Origin of the sequence: Roseateles sp. (genome assembly GCF_019237615.1) — a bacterium.
Taxonomy (GTDB): domain Bacteria; phylum Pseudomonadota; class Gammaproteobacteria; order Burkholderiales; family Burkholderiaceae_C; genus Pelomonas.
Genome location: NZ_JAFAGT010000099.1, coordinates 1 through 14,664, shown reverse-complemented (window position 1 = coordinate 14,664; position 14,664 = coordinate 1). Strand labels below are relative to the sequence as shown.

Below are 14,664 nucleotides of genomic sequence, written 5' to 3'. Positions count from 1 at the left end.
GTAGGTCGCACCCCTGCCGTTCGGCAGGCCAAGCCCGTTGAACGACAATCCGCGCCCCATGTCGACACCCGCCATCACCCGCCCGCGCGTGCTCTCGGGCATGCGCCCGACCGGCGCCCTGCACCTCGGCCACTACCACGGCGCCCTCAAGAACTGGGTCGGGCTGCAGGACACGCACGACTGCTTCTTCTTCGTCGCCGACTGGCATGCGCTCACCACCCAGCGCCCCAGCGGCGAAGCGCTGACGCACCACGTCTACGGGATGGTCACCGACTGGCTGGCCGCCGGCATTGACCCCGAGCGCTGCACGCTGTTCCTGCAGAGCCGCATGCCCGAGCACGCCGAGCTGTTCACGCTGCTGGCCATGTGCACACCGTCGAGCTGGCTGGCGCGCATGCCCAGCTACAAGGACCAGGTCGCCGCCGACCCCGAGCTGGCCACCTATGGCTTCCTCGGCTACCCGCTGCTGCAGGCAGCCGACATCCTGCTCTACAAGCCCGCCAGCGTGCCGGTCGGCGAAGACCAGGCGGCCCATGTCGAGGTGACCCGTGAGGTCGCGCGCCGCTTCAACCGCCTCTATGCCGAGGCCGCACCCATCTTCGTCGAGCCGCAGGCGCTGCTGACCGAGACCGCGCGCGTGCCCGGCCTGGACGGCCAGAAGATGAGCAAGAGCCTGGATAACGCCATCGCGATGCGCGACGACCCCGAGGTCACGGCCGCCAAGATCCGCACCATGCCCACCGATCCGCAGCGAGTGCGTCGCAACGACGCCGGCGACCCGGCCCGCTGCCCGGTCTGGCCGCTGCACCGGATCTACAGTGACGACGCCACGCGCACCGCCTGCGACACGGGCTGTCGCACCGCCAGCATCGGCTGCCTGGACTGCAAGCAGCCGCTGATCGAGGCCATCCAGCGCGAGCAGGCCCCCTGGCGCGAACGCGCTGCGGCGCTGGACCCGCAGCAGGTGCGGTGGACGCTGGAGCTGGGCACCGAGCGCGCCCGCGCCGTCGCCCGCAAGACGCTGCGCGAGGTGCGCGCGGCGATGGGGCTGGTCGCTTGACTTCAAGGATTCACGTCACGGACCTCGAGGCCGCCATCAACTGGTGGCGCGAGCGCTCGCCCTCGCCTGACGGCATCAGCGCGGCGCCCGAGGTGGGCGCGCTGGCCGAGGCCTATGCGCTGCTGGCCTGGGAGCGCGCCAGCGAGCTGGACATCGATGCCCTGAGCGACAGGGCGCTGGGAGCATGGCTGACCTGGTACGAGACCACGCCCGACTCGCCCTGCATCGCCATCTGCTCCACGGCCCAGGGCGACCCTGCCTGCAAGGGCTGCGGCCGCAGCTTCGACGAGGTGCAGCAATGGCCGGCACTCGATCCGTTCGAGAAGCGCATGGTGTGGCAGCGCATCACGCACGAAGGCACGGCCTGGCGCTTCAACCGCTACGCGGAACGGGTGCTGAAGTGAACCGCATCCGCTTCATCGACAGCGCTCGCCGCCTCGTTCCGCTGGCCTGGCCCGTCCTCGTGGGCCAGATCGCGGTGATGATGTTCAGCACCATAGACACGCTGATGATGGGCCGCGTCAGTCCCGAGGACCTGGCCGCGCTGGCGGTCGGCTCGGCGGCCTATGTGTCCATCTTCGTCGGCCTGATGGGCGTCGTGCTCGCCGTCGGCCCCATAGCGGGCCGGCAGTTCGGTGCCCAGGATCTGGCCGGTGCCGGCCGCAGCTTCGTGCAGGCGCAGTGGCTGGCGCTGCTGCTGTGCATCCCGGGCTGCCTGGCGCTGTGGTTCCCCGACCCCTTCACGGCCCTGGCCCAGTTGGACGCCGCCCAGGCCGCCAAGGTGCGCGCCTACACCCGGCCCGAGGCCTTCGCTCTGCCGGCCGCCCTGCTCTTCACGGCCTTCCGCGGCTTCTCGACGGCCGTCAGCCGGCCAAAGGCCGTCATGGCGATGCAGCTGACCGGCCTGGCCGCCAAGGTGCCGCTGAACGCCATCCTCGTGTTCGGCTGGGGCCCCGTGCCGGCACTGGGCGTGGCAGGCTGCGGCTGGGCGACGGCCATCGCGCTGATCGGCCAGGCCGCCGTGGCGATGCTCCTGCTCCGGCGCGACGCCTTCTACCGGCCCTTCCACATCCCGCAGCTGTGGCGAACCCGGCCGCTCTGGGGCGAGCTCGCGGCGCTCGTGAAGCTTGGCCTGCCCATGGGCGGCTCCATCCTCGTCGAGGTGACGGGCTTCACCTTCATGGCCTTCTTCATCGCGCGCCTGGGCGCGACTCCGGTGGCCGGGCACCAGATCGCCGTCAACCTCGTCGCGATGATGTTCATGATCGCACTGGCATTTGCAACGGCGGCCGGCACCCTGGTGGCCCAGCATCTCGGCGCCGCGCAGAAGCGCGAGGCACGCATCGTCGGCCGGCACGCGATGTCGCTGGCGGCGCTGACCGCCGCGGCCGTCGGCGCCATCGTCGCGGTCGCGCGCGAACCCATCGTCGCGCTCTACACCAACAACCCCGCGACGGCAGCGGCCGCGCTGCCGCTGCTGGTGTGGGTCTGGTTCTTCCACCTCGGCGACGCGCTGCAGACGGTGGCCGCCTATGTGCTGCGCGCGTACCAGGTCGCGACACTGCCCATGGTCATCTACGTGGTCGCCCTGTGGGGCCTGGGCATAGGCGGCGGCTACTTCCTCGCCTTCGGCCGCGATGGCGCCGGCGCGGTTGGCTTCTGGCAGGCAGCCACGGCGGGGCTCATGATGGCCGGGCTGCTGCTGAGCCTGCTGCTCAAGCGCGTCTTCGACGAGAACCGCTGATGACGAAGCCGCACGGGCCGGCCTCGTAGACAACGTGCAGGGGCTGGCCGCGGCTGACGAGCTTGCGTAGGGCCTTGTCCAGCGAGGCGAGGTCGCCCTTGATACTGCCGAGGTGCCGGACCTCGGCATCGCGCGGCGGATCAGCCACGGCGATGTCGATGCTGTCCTTGTGAACGTCCAACCCGACGGACAGGGTGCTAGATTCCTTGCCCATGGCCCAACTCCTTGCTCACTCGCAACGCCCCGGCAGACCACCTGTCGGGTGCCTTGGTGTGGCTCTGCCGGCCTCGCGCCGGCAACCTACGGCATCGCAGGAGTCGGGCCGCCCGACATCACGAAGCCATCTTGTCTAGTTCCTTGCCGCCGGCAGGAACAGCACGAAGCGGCTGCCGCCGCCGTCGCGCGGCAGACAGCGCACGCTGCCACCATGGCGCTCGGCGATCTGCTTGACCAAGCTCAGGCCCAGGCCCACGCCGCCCGCCATCTCGGCATGGCCGGGCAGGCGGTAGAAGGGCTCGAAGATGCGCTCGCGCAGCTCGGCCGGCACGCCGGGACCGCGGTCGGCGACGACGAATTCATAGCCGCCGGCCACCGGGCGCAGCGCCAGCTCGACGTCGGGCCCGCCGTAGCGGCGCGCGTTGTCCAGCAGGTTGCGCAGCGCGCGGCGCAGCAGGCGCTCCTGGCCGTCGACGCGGGCGGAATCGCTCTCCGGCTCGAAGGCGGCTTCCGCGCGGGCGGACTCCTCGGCGCCCAGCGCGAGCAGCTCGACGACATGGGTCTCGCCGACCGCGCTGCCGGCCTCCAGCCGGCTGGCCAGCAGCACCTCCTCGACGAGGGCGTCCAGCTCGGCGATGTTGACGTCGATCTCATTGGCCAGGCGCTGGCGCTGCGCCGGTGCCGCGTCGTCCAGCATCGCGAAGGCCATCTTCAACCGCGCCAGCGGCGAGCGCAGCTCGTGGCTGGCGTTGGCCAGCAGGGTCTGGTGGGAGCGCAGCAGCGTCTCGATGCGGTCGGCCGCCTGGTTGAAGCTGCTGGCCAGCGCGGCCACCTCGTCGCGGCCGCCGTCGTCCACACGGTGGTGCAACTGGCCGGCGCCGAACTGCTCGACGCCGCGCTTGAGGGCCTCGAGCCGGCGCGTCAGCCGGCGCACGACCGGGTAGGCCCCCGCCGCGACGCCGATGAAGAGCAGCACCAGCACGACGGCCAACGTCGATACGCCCGGCGCGCCCGGCGACACCGGGCGGCGCAGCCAGGGGCCCGTCCACGGGCCGTCGTCGATACGCGGCGGGCGAACAGCACCCGCCGCTGAGGTGCCGGCCTGAGGATTCGGCGGACGCACGCTGCGCACCATTTCCAGGCTGCGGCCATCGCCCAGCCCGGTGCTGACGATGATGGCACCCGGCTCGTCGGCGCGACGCTGGAACATCAGCGTCGTCGCGATGCGCTTGCCGTCGGCATCCTCCAGCGCGAGCGGCATGCGCAGGCGCAGGCCCCAGTCAGCAAAGGCTTCGGCCTGCTCGGCGCGCGGCGCCGTGGCCGGCGGCAGCGCGAGCTTGAGCAGCCCGGCCATCGCGTTCAGCCGCTCGCCGGCCGCCAGCTCGACACTGCCGCGCTCCTGCTCGATGTGGCGCTGGAACAGCCAGGCCGAGCCGAAGGCGAAGGCCAACAGCAGGGCAACCAGCGTCAGATAGATGCGGACGTAGAGTGACTTCAAGCCGGGGCGTTCAGGCGGCGTCCGCGTCGGCGTCCTGCTTGCGGGCAAAGACATAGCCGGCTCCACGCACGGTCAGCACGCGGCGGGGATTCTTGGGGTCGTCCTCGATGACCGCGCGAATGCGAGAGATGTGCACGTCGATGGAACGGTCGAAGGCCTCCAGCGGATGGCCCTTGAGTGCGTCCATGATCTGGTCACGGCTCAGCACGCGGCCTGGGCTCTGCGCCAGCACGACCAGCAGGTCGAACTGGTGGCTGGTCAGGTCGCAGATCTTGCCGTCCAGGCGCGCCACGCGGGCGGCCAGGTCGATCTCCAGGCGGCCGAAACGCAGCACCTCGTCGCCGTCGAGCTTGGGCTCCAGGCGACGCAGCAGCGCCTTGATGCGGGCCTGCAGCTCGCGCGGCTCGAAAGGCTTGGCGAGGTAGTCGTCGGCGCCCAGCTCCAGGCCCAGGATGCGGTCCATGGGCTCGCCGCGGGCCGACAGCATCAGCACCGGCTGGTGGCGCCAGCGCGGGTCACCCCGCATCCAGCGGCAGAAGTCCAGGCCGTCGCCGTCGGGCAGCATCAGGTCCAGCACCAGCAGCTCGAAGCGGCTGTGGGCCAGGGCCTCGCGGGCCTGGGACAGGCTGCCGGCAGTGCTGACCTCGAAGCCGGCGGCGCGCAGATAGTCGCCCACCATGCCGGTCAGGCGAACATCGTCATCGATCAACAGAAGTCGTGCGCTACTCATCACCGGACCAAGAGAGGAAATGGGTGGCCGGCGCGTCTCGGCGCCGGCGGAACGGGGCTCAAGCATCGCAGAACTCCTCGCCGACGGCCAATCAGCCGGTATGCCGGGCCGCCATGCGGGCCTGGCGCTTCTTCATGATGTCACCAATCTTGGCGCGCTGCTCGGGCGTCAGCACGCGCGCGGCGTCGATGCTGGCCTGGCTGAGGCGCTTGGAGGCGGTCTCGCGCAGGGCGCTGAGCTGCACGCGCACGGCCTCGATGGCGGCGGCGTCGATGTTGGTGGCCGTGTAGAGCGCGGCCATCTGTTGGTGCAGCTTCATGCCGGCGTCGCGCTGGCCGGAAAGGTCCTGGCGCGCTGCCTTGAAGATGGCCTCGATCTGGCTGCGCTGCGCATCCGTCGCGTTGACCGCGTCGAGCAGGTGATCCATGTGGCCGCCGAACAGGTCGCCTGGCATCATCATCGCCGGGCCGCCCCGGGGACCGGGGCCGGGCTGGGCCTGGGCGGCAACGCCCCCAACGGCCAAGGCAGCCGCCACGGTGGTGACGCGCAACAGGTTCTGGATCTGCAAGGCTTTCATCAAGAAGTCTCCTGAAAGAAGAAGAAGGCGTGAAGTCATCTTCCAGGCGGCCTGTGTGGCATCTTTGGGGACGGGGTAAAGAACTGTGAAAGCAAACAGGGCCTGTTTTGCTTTTGTTGAACCACCCCGCCCCGCACGGGCCGGCCTTACTTGATGGGCTTGAAGCGCATGCGCTTGGGGCGCGCGCCTTCCTCGCCGAGGCGCTTGCGCTTGTCGGCTTCGTACTCGTGGAAGTTGCCGTCGTAGAAGAACCACTGGGAGTCACCCTCGCAGGCCAGGATGTGGGTGCAGATGCGGTCCAGGAACCAGCGATCGTGGCTGATCACCATGGCCGAGCCGGCAAACTCCAGCAGCGCTTCTTCCAGTGCGCGCAGCGTTTCGACGTCGAGGTCGTTGGACGGTTCGTCCAGCATCAGCACGTTGCCGCCCTGGGCCAGCGTCTTGGCCAGGTGCAGGCGACCGCGCTCACCGCCGGACAGCGAGCCGACGAGCTTCTGCTGGTCGTTGCCCTTGAAGTTGAAGCGGCCCAGATAGGCGCGGCTGGGCATGACGAACTTGCCGACCGTGATGTTGTCCAGGCCGCCGGAGACGTCCTGCCAGACGGTCTTGTCGGCTTCCAGGCTGGCGCGACTCTGGTCGACAAATGCCAGCTTGGCGGTCTTGCCGATCTTGACGTTGCCACTGTCCGGCTGCTCCACGCCCTGCAGCATGCGGAACAGCGTCGACTTGCCGGCGCCGTTGGGGCCGATGATGCCGACGATGGCGCCGGCCGGCACCTTGAAGCTCAGGTTGTCGATCAGCACGCGATCGCCGAAGCTCTTGCTGACGTTCTCGAACTCGATGACCTCATTGCCCAGGCGCTCGGCCACGGGGATGAAGATCTCGTTCGTCACGTTGCGCTGCTGGTACTCGACGTCGCTCAGTTCCTCGAAGCGGGCCAGACGCGCCTTGCTCTTGGCCTGGCGGCCCTTGGCGTTGGAGCGCACCCACTTGAGTTCCTCCTTCATCGCCTTCATGCGCGCGTCTTCGGACTTCTGCTCCTGCTCCAGGCGGCGTTCCTTCTGGTCCAGCCACTCGGTGTAGTTGCCCTTCCAGGGGATGCCGTGGCCGCGGTCGAGTTCCAGAATCCACTCGGCGGCGTTGTCGAGGAAGTAGCGATCGTGGGTGATGGCCACGACAGTACCGGGGAAGCGCTGCAGGAACTGCTCCAGCCACTCCACGCTCTCGGCGTCCAGGTGGTTGGTGGGCTCGTCCAGCAGCAGCATGTCGGGCTTGGACAACAGCAGGCGGCACAGCGCCACGCGGCGCTTCTCGCCGCCGGAAAGCACGCCGATGACGGCGTCCCAGGGCGGCAGGTTCAACGCGTCGGCGGCCAACTCCAGCTGCAGGTCGGTGTTCTCCGAGCCGGCGGCGGCGATGATGGCTTCCAGCTCACCCTGCTCGGCGGCCAGCGCGTCGAAGTCGGCATCCGGCTCGGCGTAGGCGGCGTAGACCTCGTCCAGGCGCTTCTTGGCGGCCAGCACGCCGCCAATGCCCTCTTCCACGGCCTCGCGCACGGTCTGCTCGGGATTGAGCCTGGGCTCCTGCTCCAGGTAGCCGATCTTGATGCCCGGCATCGGGATGGCTTCGCCCTCGATCTCCTTGTCGACACCGGCCATGATCTTCAGCAGCGTCGACTTGCCAGAGCCGTTGACGCCCAGCACGCCGATCTTGGCGCCGGGGAAGAAGGACAGCGAGATGTCCTTGAGGATGTGGCGCTTGGGGGGAACCGTCTTGTTGACGCGGTTCATGCTGAAGACGTACTGGGCCATGGGCAAATCCTGTGAGGCTGAAATGGCGGCAGGCCCCGGAAGAGGCCTGCGTTGCCTGCTATTGTCGCCGAGCCCGCGTTTTGAGGAAGTCAGATGCTCCGTCTCGCCGCCGTCCTGCTCGCCTTCGCCACCGCTTGCGCCCAGGCCCAGACCCTGCGCTGGTCTGCCCAGGGTGACATGCAGACCACTGACCCCCATTCGCAGAACGAGGTTACGACCAACAGCCTGAACAACCAGGTCTACGAGACCCTGACGCGGCGCACGAAGGACATGGGCATAGCGCCCTCGCTGGCCACCGAATGGACCCAGGTCTCGCCGCGGGTCTGGCGTTTCAAGCTGCGTCCCGGTGTGAAGTTCCATGACGGCACGCCCTTCACGGCCGACGACGTCGTGTTCTCCATGCAGCGCCTGCGCGACCCGAACGCACCCCAGCGCGTCTATGCCAACGCTGTCGGCATCCCCAAGGCCGTGGACCCTCTGACCGTCGTCTTCGAGCTGGACCGGCCCAACCCCATCGTGCCCGAGCTGATGTCCACGCTCTACATCATGAGCCGGCGCTGGTGCGAGGCACATCGCGTCACGCGGCCGCTGGACTTCAAGCAGCAGGAGGAGTCCTATGCCAGCCAGAACGCCAACGGCACCGGCCCTTTCATGCTGGTCAGCCGCCAGCCCGGCGTGAAGACGGTCTTCAGGCGCAACCCGAACTGGTGGAACCGGTTCGAGGGCAACCTGCAGGAGTTCATCTACCTGCCCATCGCCAACGACGCGACGCGCACTGCGGCACTGATCTCGGGCGAGGTGGACTTCGTGCTCGACCCGCCGCCGCGCGACGTGGCCCGGCTGCGCACCCTGCCCCAGCTCAAGGTGCTGGACGGCGAGGAGAACCGCCTCGTCTACATCGGCATGGACCAGACGCGCGACCAGTTGCTCCACGGCCGCTCGCCCGACGGTCGCAACCCCTTCAAAGACCTGCGAGTGCGCAAGGCCCTCTATCACGCCATCGACATCGAGGCCATCAAGACCAAGCTGATGAGTGGCTACTCGGCCCCAACCGGCGGCCTGACCCCCTCACCGCGCGGCGCCTATGGCGACGCCGCGCTGGAGACCCGCCTGCCCTATGACGTCGCGCTGGCGCGCAAGCTGATGGCCGAGGCCGGCTACGCGGACGGCTTCGACGTGACGCTGGACTGCCCCAACAACCGCTACATCAACGACGAGCGCATCTGCATCGCGCTGGCCAGCATGTGGGCGCAGATCAAGGTCAGGGTCAAGGTCAACGCCATGCCCCGCAGCCTCTTCTTCCCCAAGTTGGAGAAATTCGACACCAGCCTGTATCTGGCCGGCTGGGGCGGCGGATCCACCGACGCCGAGATCATGCTGACGCCCGTGCTGCGCAACCGCGGCAGCCAGGGCGTGGGCGTGTCCAACTACGGCGGCTCCATCAACGACGAGGCCGACACCATCGCCGCCGCCTCCACCGTCGAGACCGACCCGAAGAAGCGCGAAGTCCTGGTCAAGTCCGCGCTGCGAGCCTTCCGCGAACAGGTCAACATCATCCCGCTGCACCGGCAAGTCATCCCCTGGGCCATGAAGCGCGAGGTCAGCATCCCGCACTCGCCCAATAACTGGACCAACATGGACTGGGTCACGGTTTCGAAATAAAGCACGCGGCCGCAGCCGCTAGAATGCCCCCCAACGCCGCGCCTCTCAGTCTTGCGCGGCGTTTCACTTTTCTGCAGCCCCGCACGCGGCCTGGCTTGCCCGAAGACTGGTGTCGCCGCCCCGGCGTCACGGCAAGCCCCGGTGATTTGTTGGCGTGCCCTCCCCACCTTGGATTCGATGAGTTTCGACACCCTCGGCCTCGCAGCTCCGCTGCTGAAGGCCATCGCCGACGCCGGCTACACCACCCCCACTCCCATCCAGGCCCAGGCCATTCCCGCCGTGCTGAACGGTGGCGACCTGATGGCCGGCGCCCAGACCGGCACCGGCAAGACCGCCGGCTTCACGCTGCCCATGCTGCACCGCCTGTCCACGGGCGAGAAGCTGCTCAACAAGCGCGGCAAGCCCGCCATCCGCGCCCTGGTGCTGACGCCCACCCGCGAGCTGGCCGCCCAGGTCGAGGAAAGCGTGCAGACCTACGGCAAGTACCTGCCGCTGAAGAGCATGGTCATGTTCGGCGGCGTCGGCATGCAGCCGCAGATCAACAAGCTCCGTGACGGCGTCGACATCCTCGTCGCCACGCCCGGCCGCCTGCTGGACCACGCGCAGCAGGGCACGCTGGACCTGTCACAGGTGCAGATGCTGGTGCTGGACGAGGCCGACCGCATGCTGGACATGGGCTTCGTGCACGACATCAAGAAGGTGCTCGCTCTGCTGCCCGCCAAGAAGCAGAGCCTGCTGTTCAGCGCCACCTTCAGCGACGAGATCAAGAACCTCGCCGACCGCCTGCTGAACCAGCCGGCGCTCATCGAGGTCGCCCGCCGCAACCAGACCAACGACCAGATCGCGCAGAAGGTCCACCCGGTGGGCCGCGAGCGCAAGAAGGAGTTGCTGGTGCACCTCATCAAGAGCGGCGACTGGCACCAGGTACTGGTCTTCACGCGCATGAAGCATGGCGCCAACCGCCTGACCGACTACCTGAACGACCAGGGCATCAGCGCCATGGCCATCCACGGCAACAAGAGCCAGGGCGCGCGCACCAAGGCGCTGGCCGACTTCAAGTCGGGCGACCTGACCTGCCTGGTGGCTACCGACATCGCCGCCCGCGGCATCGACATCGACCAGTTGCCCCACGTCGTCAACTTCGAGCTGCCCAACGTGCCCGAGGACTATGTGCACCGCATCGGCCGCACCGGCCGCGCCGGCGCCCAGGGCGAGGCCGTCAGCCTGGTCTGCGTGGACGAGAACGGCTTCCTGCGCGACATCGAGAAGCTCATCAAGCGCGAGATCCCCAAGGAAATCGTGCCCGGCTTTGCGCCTGACCCCAATGAGCGCGCCGAGCCCATCGTGCTGGGTCGCACCGTGCTCAACCCCAACGGCAGCCGGGGCCGCAACCCCAACCCGCCGGCCCACGCCGGCCGTGGCGGGCGCCCAGGTGGCGGTGGTGGTGGTGGCCGTGGTGGCGACAACCGCGGCGGCCAGCGCGATGGCGGCCGTCCGGGCGGCAAGCCGCAGGCTCACGCCGGCCACGGTGGCGCCAAGCCCGCAGCCAAGCCGCATTCGCAGCACGCACCGCGCTCGGCCGCCAGCCAGCCGAGCCGGGGTGACGGCAGCGCGCCGCGCCACAACAATGGCCCGCGCCTGACGCAACCCAAGCGTTGAGCATGGGCCAGCCCCGCGCCGACTGGATCGCCGGTGCCACCGGCCTCGTCGGGCGGGCCTTTTGTGCCGAACTGCGTTCCGGTCTTGCACTCGTGCGCAAGACCACCTCGGGCCTGCCTGTACCGACGGCCATCGCCGACTACGGCAGGCCCGGGTCCTTTCTAGCTCTGCCTGCGCCGCGCCGCGTGTTCATCGCGCTCGGCGCCACGATGGCGCAGGCCCGCTCACGCGAGGCGTTTCGCGCCGCTGATTTCGACGCCGTCGTCGCCGTTGCTCGCGCGGCCTGCCGGGCAGGTGCGACGCACTGCGGCCTGGTCTCCGCGCTCGGCGCCAACGCGCGATCGGCGGTCTTCTACAACCAGGTCAAGGGCGAAGCCGAGGACGCACTGATCGCGCTGGGCTTCGAGCGCCTCGTCATCGCGCGCCCCTCGCTACTGGACGGCGAGCGCGAGCACCTCGGCCAACCCCATCGCAGCGCCGAGGCCTGGGCGCTGCGCTTCACACGTCCGCTGGCCGGCCTCATCCCCAAGGCCTGGCGGCCGATCTCACCGCAGCGCATCGCCCGCGCCATGCGCCTCGCGCTGGAAGCACCTGGCCCGGCAGTGCGCGTCATGGAGTCCGGCGAGATGCAAAGCCTGGGCGCATGAAGTCGCTGGCCGTCCCGCCGGCCGAGGTCGATTTCTCCGACCCCGCCGCTCCCGCCTCCCCCGCCTTCGGCGACGTCTACCACTCGCGCGCCGGCGGGCTCGCGCAGGCCCGCCATGTCTTCATCGCCGGCAACGGCCTGCCCGCGCGCTGGCAGGGCCGCGCGCGCTTCGTCGTGCTGGAGACGGGATTCGGCCTGGGCAGCAACTTCCTCGCGACCTGGGACGCCTGGCGGCAGGATCCGGCACGCTGCGAGCGGCTGGTGTTCGTCAGCGTCGAGAAGCACCCGCTGCGCCGCGAGGACCTGGCCCGCGCCCATGCCGCCAGCCCGCTGCCCGAGCTGGCCGCCCAGCTCATCGCGCGCTGGCCGCCGCTGACCTCGGGCCTGCACACACTGAGCTTCGAGGGTGGCCGCGTCGAACTGCTGCTGGGCCTGGACGACGCGCGCGTGCTGCTGCGCGAGCTGGTGCTGCAGGCCGACGCTTTCTACCTCGACGGCTTCGCGCCCTCGCGCAACCCCGAGCTTTGGGACGCCTGGCTGCTGAAGAGCCTCGCCCGCCTCGCCGCGCCCGGCGCGACGGCGACGACCTGGAGCATCTCGCGCCCCATGCGCAAGGCCCTGGCCGCCTGCGGCTTCGAGGTCGGGCTGGCGCCAGGCTTTGCCAACAAGCCGGAGATGAGCGTCGCCCGCTTCGCGCCCCGCCACGTGCCGCAGCGCCCGGCTGGCCGCGAGGCCATCGCGCCAGCTGCGCGTCACGTCGTCATCGTCGGCGCAGGCCTCGCGGGCGCGGCCTGCGCATTGGCCTTGTCGCGCGAGGGCCTGGCCTGCACCGTGGTCGACGCGCTGGCCGCCCCGGCGCTCGCCAGCTCGGGCAACCCGGCTGGCCTCTTCCATGGCACCGTCAACCCCGACGACGGCCCGCATGCCCGCTTCAACCGCGCCGCAGCGCTGGCCACGCAGGCATTGCTGGCCGAGCTGGGCCTGCCCCACCAGCATGGGCTGCTGCGGTTGGAGACGCGGCTGGCGCCGGCCGCCATGCATGGCGCGCCAGGCTATGTCGAAGCCCTGTCGGCAGCTGATGCCTCGGCACTTGCAGGCATGACGCTGACCCACCCGGCCTGGTTCTACCCCGGCGGCGGCGCCGTCGATCCGGCCGCCTACACACGCGCCATGCTGGCCGCCAGCGGCGCCGAGTTGAGGCTGGACTGCAGCGTCGCGGCGCTGCACGAGGCGGCCGAAGGCTGGCAGTTGCTGGGTGCCGATGGCGGCATCATCGCCGACGCGCCGCTGGTCGTGCTGGCCGGTGGCCATGGGCAACTGCCCCTGCTCGGCGATTGGGGCAACGACCTCGTCGTGCAGCGCGGCCAGCTCAGCCACCTGGCCGATGCGCCCTGGTGCCCGGCCCTGCCCATCGCCGGCGAGGGCTATGCCATCGCCGACGGCCTGGGCGGCCTGTGGTGCGGCGCGACGGCGCAGGACGGCGACCTCGACCCCGCGCTGCGCGAGGCCGACCAGGCCGAGAACCTGACCCGCTACTCGCGCCTGGCGCGCCTGGCGCCGGCCCAAGCCCCGCGCGGCGCGCTGGCCGGCCGCGTCGGCTGGCGCCTCATCGCGCCCGACCGCCTGCCGCTGATCGGTGGCCTGGCCGTGCCCGGCCCGCTGGAGGAGCAGTTGCGGCTGCAGCCACGCCGACCCGGACTCATCGTCTGCACCGCCTTCGCCTCGCGTGGCATCACCTGGGCGGCGCTGGCGGGGCGGCTGGTGGCCGCGCTGGCGCTGGGCTCACCCCGGCCGCTGGAGGCCGACCTGCTGGACGCCGTCGACCCGCTGCGCTTCGCGCTGCGCCGCCAGCGCAGGCCCGGGCGCTGACCCCGGCTTCGCGCAACTATTGCCGGTTTGCGTGACTCGTCGACGCGCCGGCTCACCGGCACGGGCGGCACACTGCGCGCTGTTTTTCCGATGGAGACGACGGCATGTTCGGTTCTGGCAGCGGTTCGCAATCGATGAAATGGGCGCTGTGCGCCGTCACCGGCGTGGTGACAGTGGGCGTCGGCATGGCCCTCGCGGGCCTGGGCGACACCGCCGGCTCCGCCAAGGCCTGGCTGAGCGCCAGCCTGGTGCTGACCTGGGTTGCGGCCGCGGCCGGACTGCTACAGGGCAGCAAGAGCACCGGTCTGCGTGCGGCCACCGAGGCTGCCGAGGCGCTCGCGCGCTTCGACCTGACCCATCCCATTCCCAGCGGCGGCACCGGCGGCGTGGGGCGGCTGCTGACGGCCCTGGAGGCCACCCAGCGTGCGCTGCAGAAGATCATCGGCGAGATGCGCAGCGCCGCCGACAGCATAGGCACTGCCAGCACCGAGATCGCCAGCGGCAACCTCGACCTCAGCCAGCGCACCGAGCAGACGGCCAGCAACCTGCAGAACGCGGCCTCGTCGATGTCCGAGCTGACCGGCACCGTCAAGCAGACAGCCGACGCGGCGATGACAGCCAACCAGCTCGCCAGTTCGGCCGCCTCGGTGGCGCAGCGCGGCGGCGAGGCCGTGTCACAGGTCGTCGCGACGATGGACGAGATCAGCCAGAGCTCGCGCAAGATCAACGACATCATCGGCGTCATCGACGGCATCGCCTTCCAGACCAACATCCTGGCGCTGAACGCCGCCGTCGAGGCGGCCCGCGCCGGCGAGCAGGGCCGGGGCTTCGCCGTGGTGGCCTCCGAGGTTCGCTCGCTGGCCCAGCGCTCCGCGGGTGCGGCCAAGGAGATCAAGACGCTGATCGGCGCCAGCGTCGAGCGCGTGGACTCCGGCACCCAGCAGGTGCAGGCCGCCGGCAGCACCATGGCCGAGATCGTCGCCAGCGTGCAGCGCGTGACCGACATCATGGTGGAAATCTCGGCGGCCGGCGACGAGCAGAGCGCGGGCATCGAGCAGATCAACCAGGCCGTGATGCAGATGGATCAAGTCACGCAGCAGAATGCCTCATTGGTGGAAGAAGCTGCCGCTGCTTCGGAATCGATGCAGGAACAGGCAGCCAATCTTGCGCGCGTGGTCAGCGTTTTCAAACT

The 14,664-nt window shown here is 69.9% G+C and carries 13 protein-coding genes; 8 read left to right on the top strand and 5 right to left on the bottom strand.

Annotation, left to right across the window (positions count from 1 at the left end; translation table 11 throughout):
- The first annotated feature begins 73 nt into the window (after positions 1–73).
- The 3 genes from trpS to JOY88_RS21235 are packed head-to-tail and all read left to right on the top strand — an operon-like array spanning position 74 to position 2,804.
- Complete coding sequence (gene trpS / locus JOY88_RS21245; protein ID WP_293504674.1) at positions 74–1,060, top strand: tryptophan--tRNA ligase; 987 nt, start codon at positions 74–76, stop codon at positions 1,058–1,060.
- A complete protein-coding gene (locus JOY88_RS21240; protein ID WP_293504647.1) occupies positions 1,057–1,464 on the top strand; it encodes a DUF3717 domain-containing protein in 408 nt (135 codons plus the stop codon). Before trpS ends, JOY88_RS21240 begins: the two co-directional genes overlap by 4 nt.
- On the top strand, positions 1,461–2,804 hold the full coding sequence (locus JOY88_RS21235) for an MATE family efflux transporter (RefSeq protein WP_293504646.1): 1,344 nt from the start codon (positions 1,461–1,463) through the stop codon (positions 2,802–2,804). Before JOY88_RS21240 ends, JOY88_RS21235 begins: the two co-directional genes overlap by 4 nt.
- Here JOY88_RS21235 and JOY88_RS21230 read toward each other — a convergent pair.
- The 5 genes from JOY88_RS21230 to ettA all read right to left on the bottom strand — a co-directional run bounded on the left by JOY88_RS21230 (position 2,776) and on the right by ettA (position 7,636).
- The gene (locus JOY88_RS21230; RefSeq protein WP_293504645.1) at positions 2,776–3,018 is read right to left on the bottom strand and encodes a hypothetical protein; all 243 of its coding nucleotides are present in this window, start codon (positions 3,016–3,018) and stop codon (positions 2,776–2,778) included. The genes JOY88_RS21235 and JOY88_RS21230 overlap by 29 nt on opposite strands.
- Positions 3,019–3,153: 135 nt before the next feature.
- Positions 3,154–4,518, bottom strand: coding sequence for a sensor histidine kinase (locus tag JOY88_RS21225; RefSeq protein WP_293504644.1), 1,365 nt, complete (start codon positions 4,516–4,518; stop codon positions 3,154–3,156).
- 10 nt (positions 4,519–4,528) lie between these two features.
- Positions 4,529–5,248, bottom strand: a complete 720-nt coding sequence (locus JOY88_RS21220; protein ID WP_293504643.1) for a response regulator — start codon at positions 5,246–5,248, stop codon at positions 4,529–4,531.
- A gap of 91 nt (positions 5,249–5,339) precedes the next feature.
- Complete coding sequence (locus JOY88_RS21215) at positions 5,340–5,825, bottom strand: Spy/CpxP family protein refolding chaperone (RefSeq protein WP_293504642.1); 486 nt, start codon at positions 5,823–5,825, stop codon at positions 5,340–5,342.
- Between the two features lie 146 nt (positions 5,826–5,971).
- The gene (ettA, locus tag JOY88_RS21210; RefSeq protein ID WP_293504641.1) at positions 5,972–7,636 is read right to left on the bottom strand and encodes an energy-dependent translational throttle protein EttA; all 1,665 of its coding nucleotides are present in this window, start codon (positions 7,634–7,636) and stop codon (positions 5,972–5,974) included.
- A 93-nt stretch (positions 7,637–7,729) separates the two neighbouring features.
- Between ettA and JOY88_RS21205 the strand changes: the two genes are divergently transcribed.
- The 5 genes from JOY88_RS21205 to JOY88_RS21185 all read left to right on the top strand — a co-directional run.
- The gene (locus JOY88_RS21205; protein ID WP_293504640.1) at positions 7,730–9,298 is read left to right on the top strand and encodes an ABC transporter substrate-binding protein; all 1,569 of its coding nucleotides are present in this window, start codon (positions 7,730–7,732) and stop codon (positions 9,296–9,298) included.
- Positions 9,299–9,475: 177 nt separating this feature from the next.
- The gene (locus JOY88_RS21200; RefSeq protein WP_293504639.1) at positions 9,476–10,957 is read left to right on the top strand and encodes a DEAD/DEAH box helicase; all 1,482 of its coding nucleotides are present in this window, start codon (positions 9,476–9,478) and stop codon (positions 10,955–10,957) included.
- 2 nt (positions 10,958–10,959) lie between these two features.
- A complete protein-coding gene (locus JOY88_RS21195; RefSeq protein WP_293504638.1) occupies positions 10,960–11,604 on the top strand; it encodes a Rossmann-fold NAD(P)-binding domain-containing protein in 645 nt (214 codons plus the stop codon).
- Complete coding sequence (gene mnmC / locus JOY88_RS21190; protein ID WP_293504637.1) at positions 11,601–13,472, top strand: bifunctional tRNA (5-methylaminomethyl-2-thiouridine)(34)-methyltransferase MnmC2/FAD-dependent 5-carboxymethylaminomethyl-2-thiouridine(34) oxidoreductase MnmC1; 1,872 nt, start codon at positions 11,601–11,603, stop codon at positions 13,470–13,472. Before JOY88_RS21195 ends, mnmC begins: the two co-directional genes overlap by 4 nt.
- Positions 13,473–13,576: 104 nt before the next feature.
- Positions 13,577–14,664, top strand: a 1,088-nt coding sequence (locus JOY88_RS21185; protein ID WP_293504636.1) for a methyl-accepting chemotaxis protein, incomplete at its 3' end; no start/stop codon positions are given.

Coding starts and splice junctions, on each gene's coding strand:
- ettA (WP_293504641.1), bottom strand. CDS start 7,636: ATGGCCCAGTACGTCTTCAGCATGAACCGCGTCAACAAGACGGTTCCC.
- JOY88_RS21215 (WP_293504642.1), bottom strand. CDS start 5,825: ATGAAAGCCTTGCAGATCCAGAACCTGTTGCGCGTCACCACCGTGGCG.
- JOY88_RS21230 (WP_293504645.1), bottom strand. CDS start 3,018: ATGGGCAAGGAATCTAGCACCCTGTCCGTCGGGTTGGACGTTCACAAG.
- JOY88_RS21205 (WP_293504640.1), top strand. CDS start 7,730: ATGCTCCGTCTCGCCGCCGTCCTGCTCGCCTTCGCCACCGCTTGCGCC.
- JOY88_RS21195 (WP_293504638.1), top strand. CDS start 10,960: ATGGGCCAGCCCCGCGCCGACTGGATCGCCGGTGCCACCGGCCTCGTC.
- JOY88_RS21200 (WP_293504639.1), top strand. CDS start 9,476: ATGAGTTTCGACACCCTCGGCCTCGCAGCTCCGCTGCTGAAGGCCATC.
- JOY88_RS21220 (WP_293504643.1), bottom strand. CDS start 5,248: ATGAGTAGCGCACGACTTCTGTTGATCGATGACGATGTTCGCCTGACC.
- mnmC (WP_293504637.1), top strand. CDS start 11,601: ATGAAGTCGCTGGCCGTCCCGCCGGCCGAGGTCGATTTCTCCGACCCC.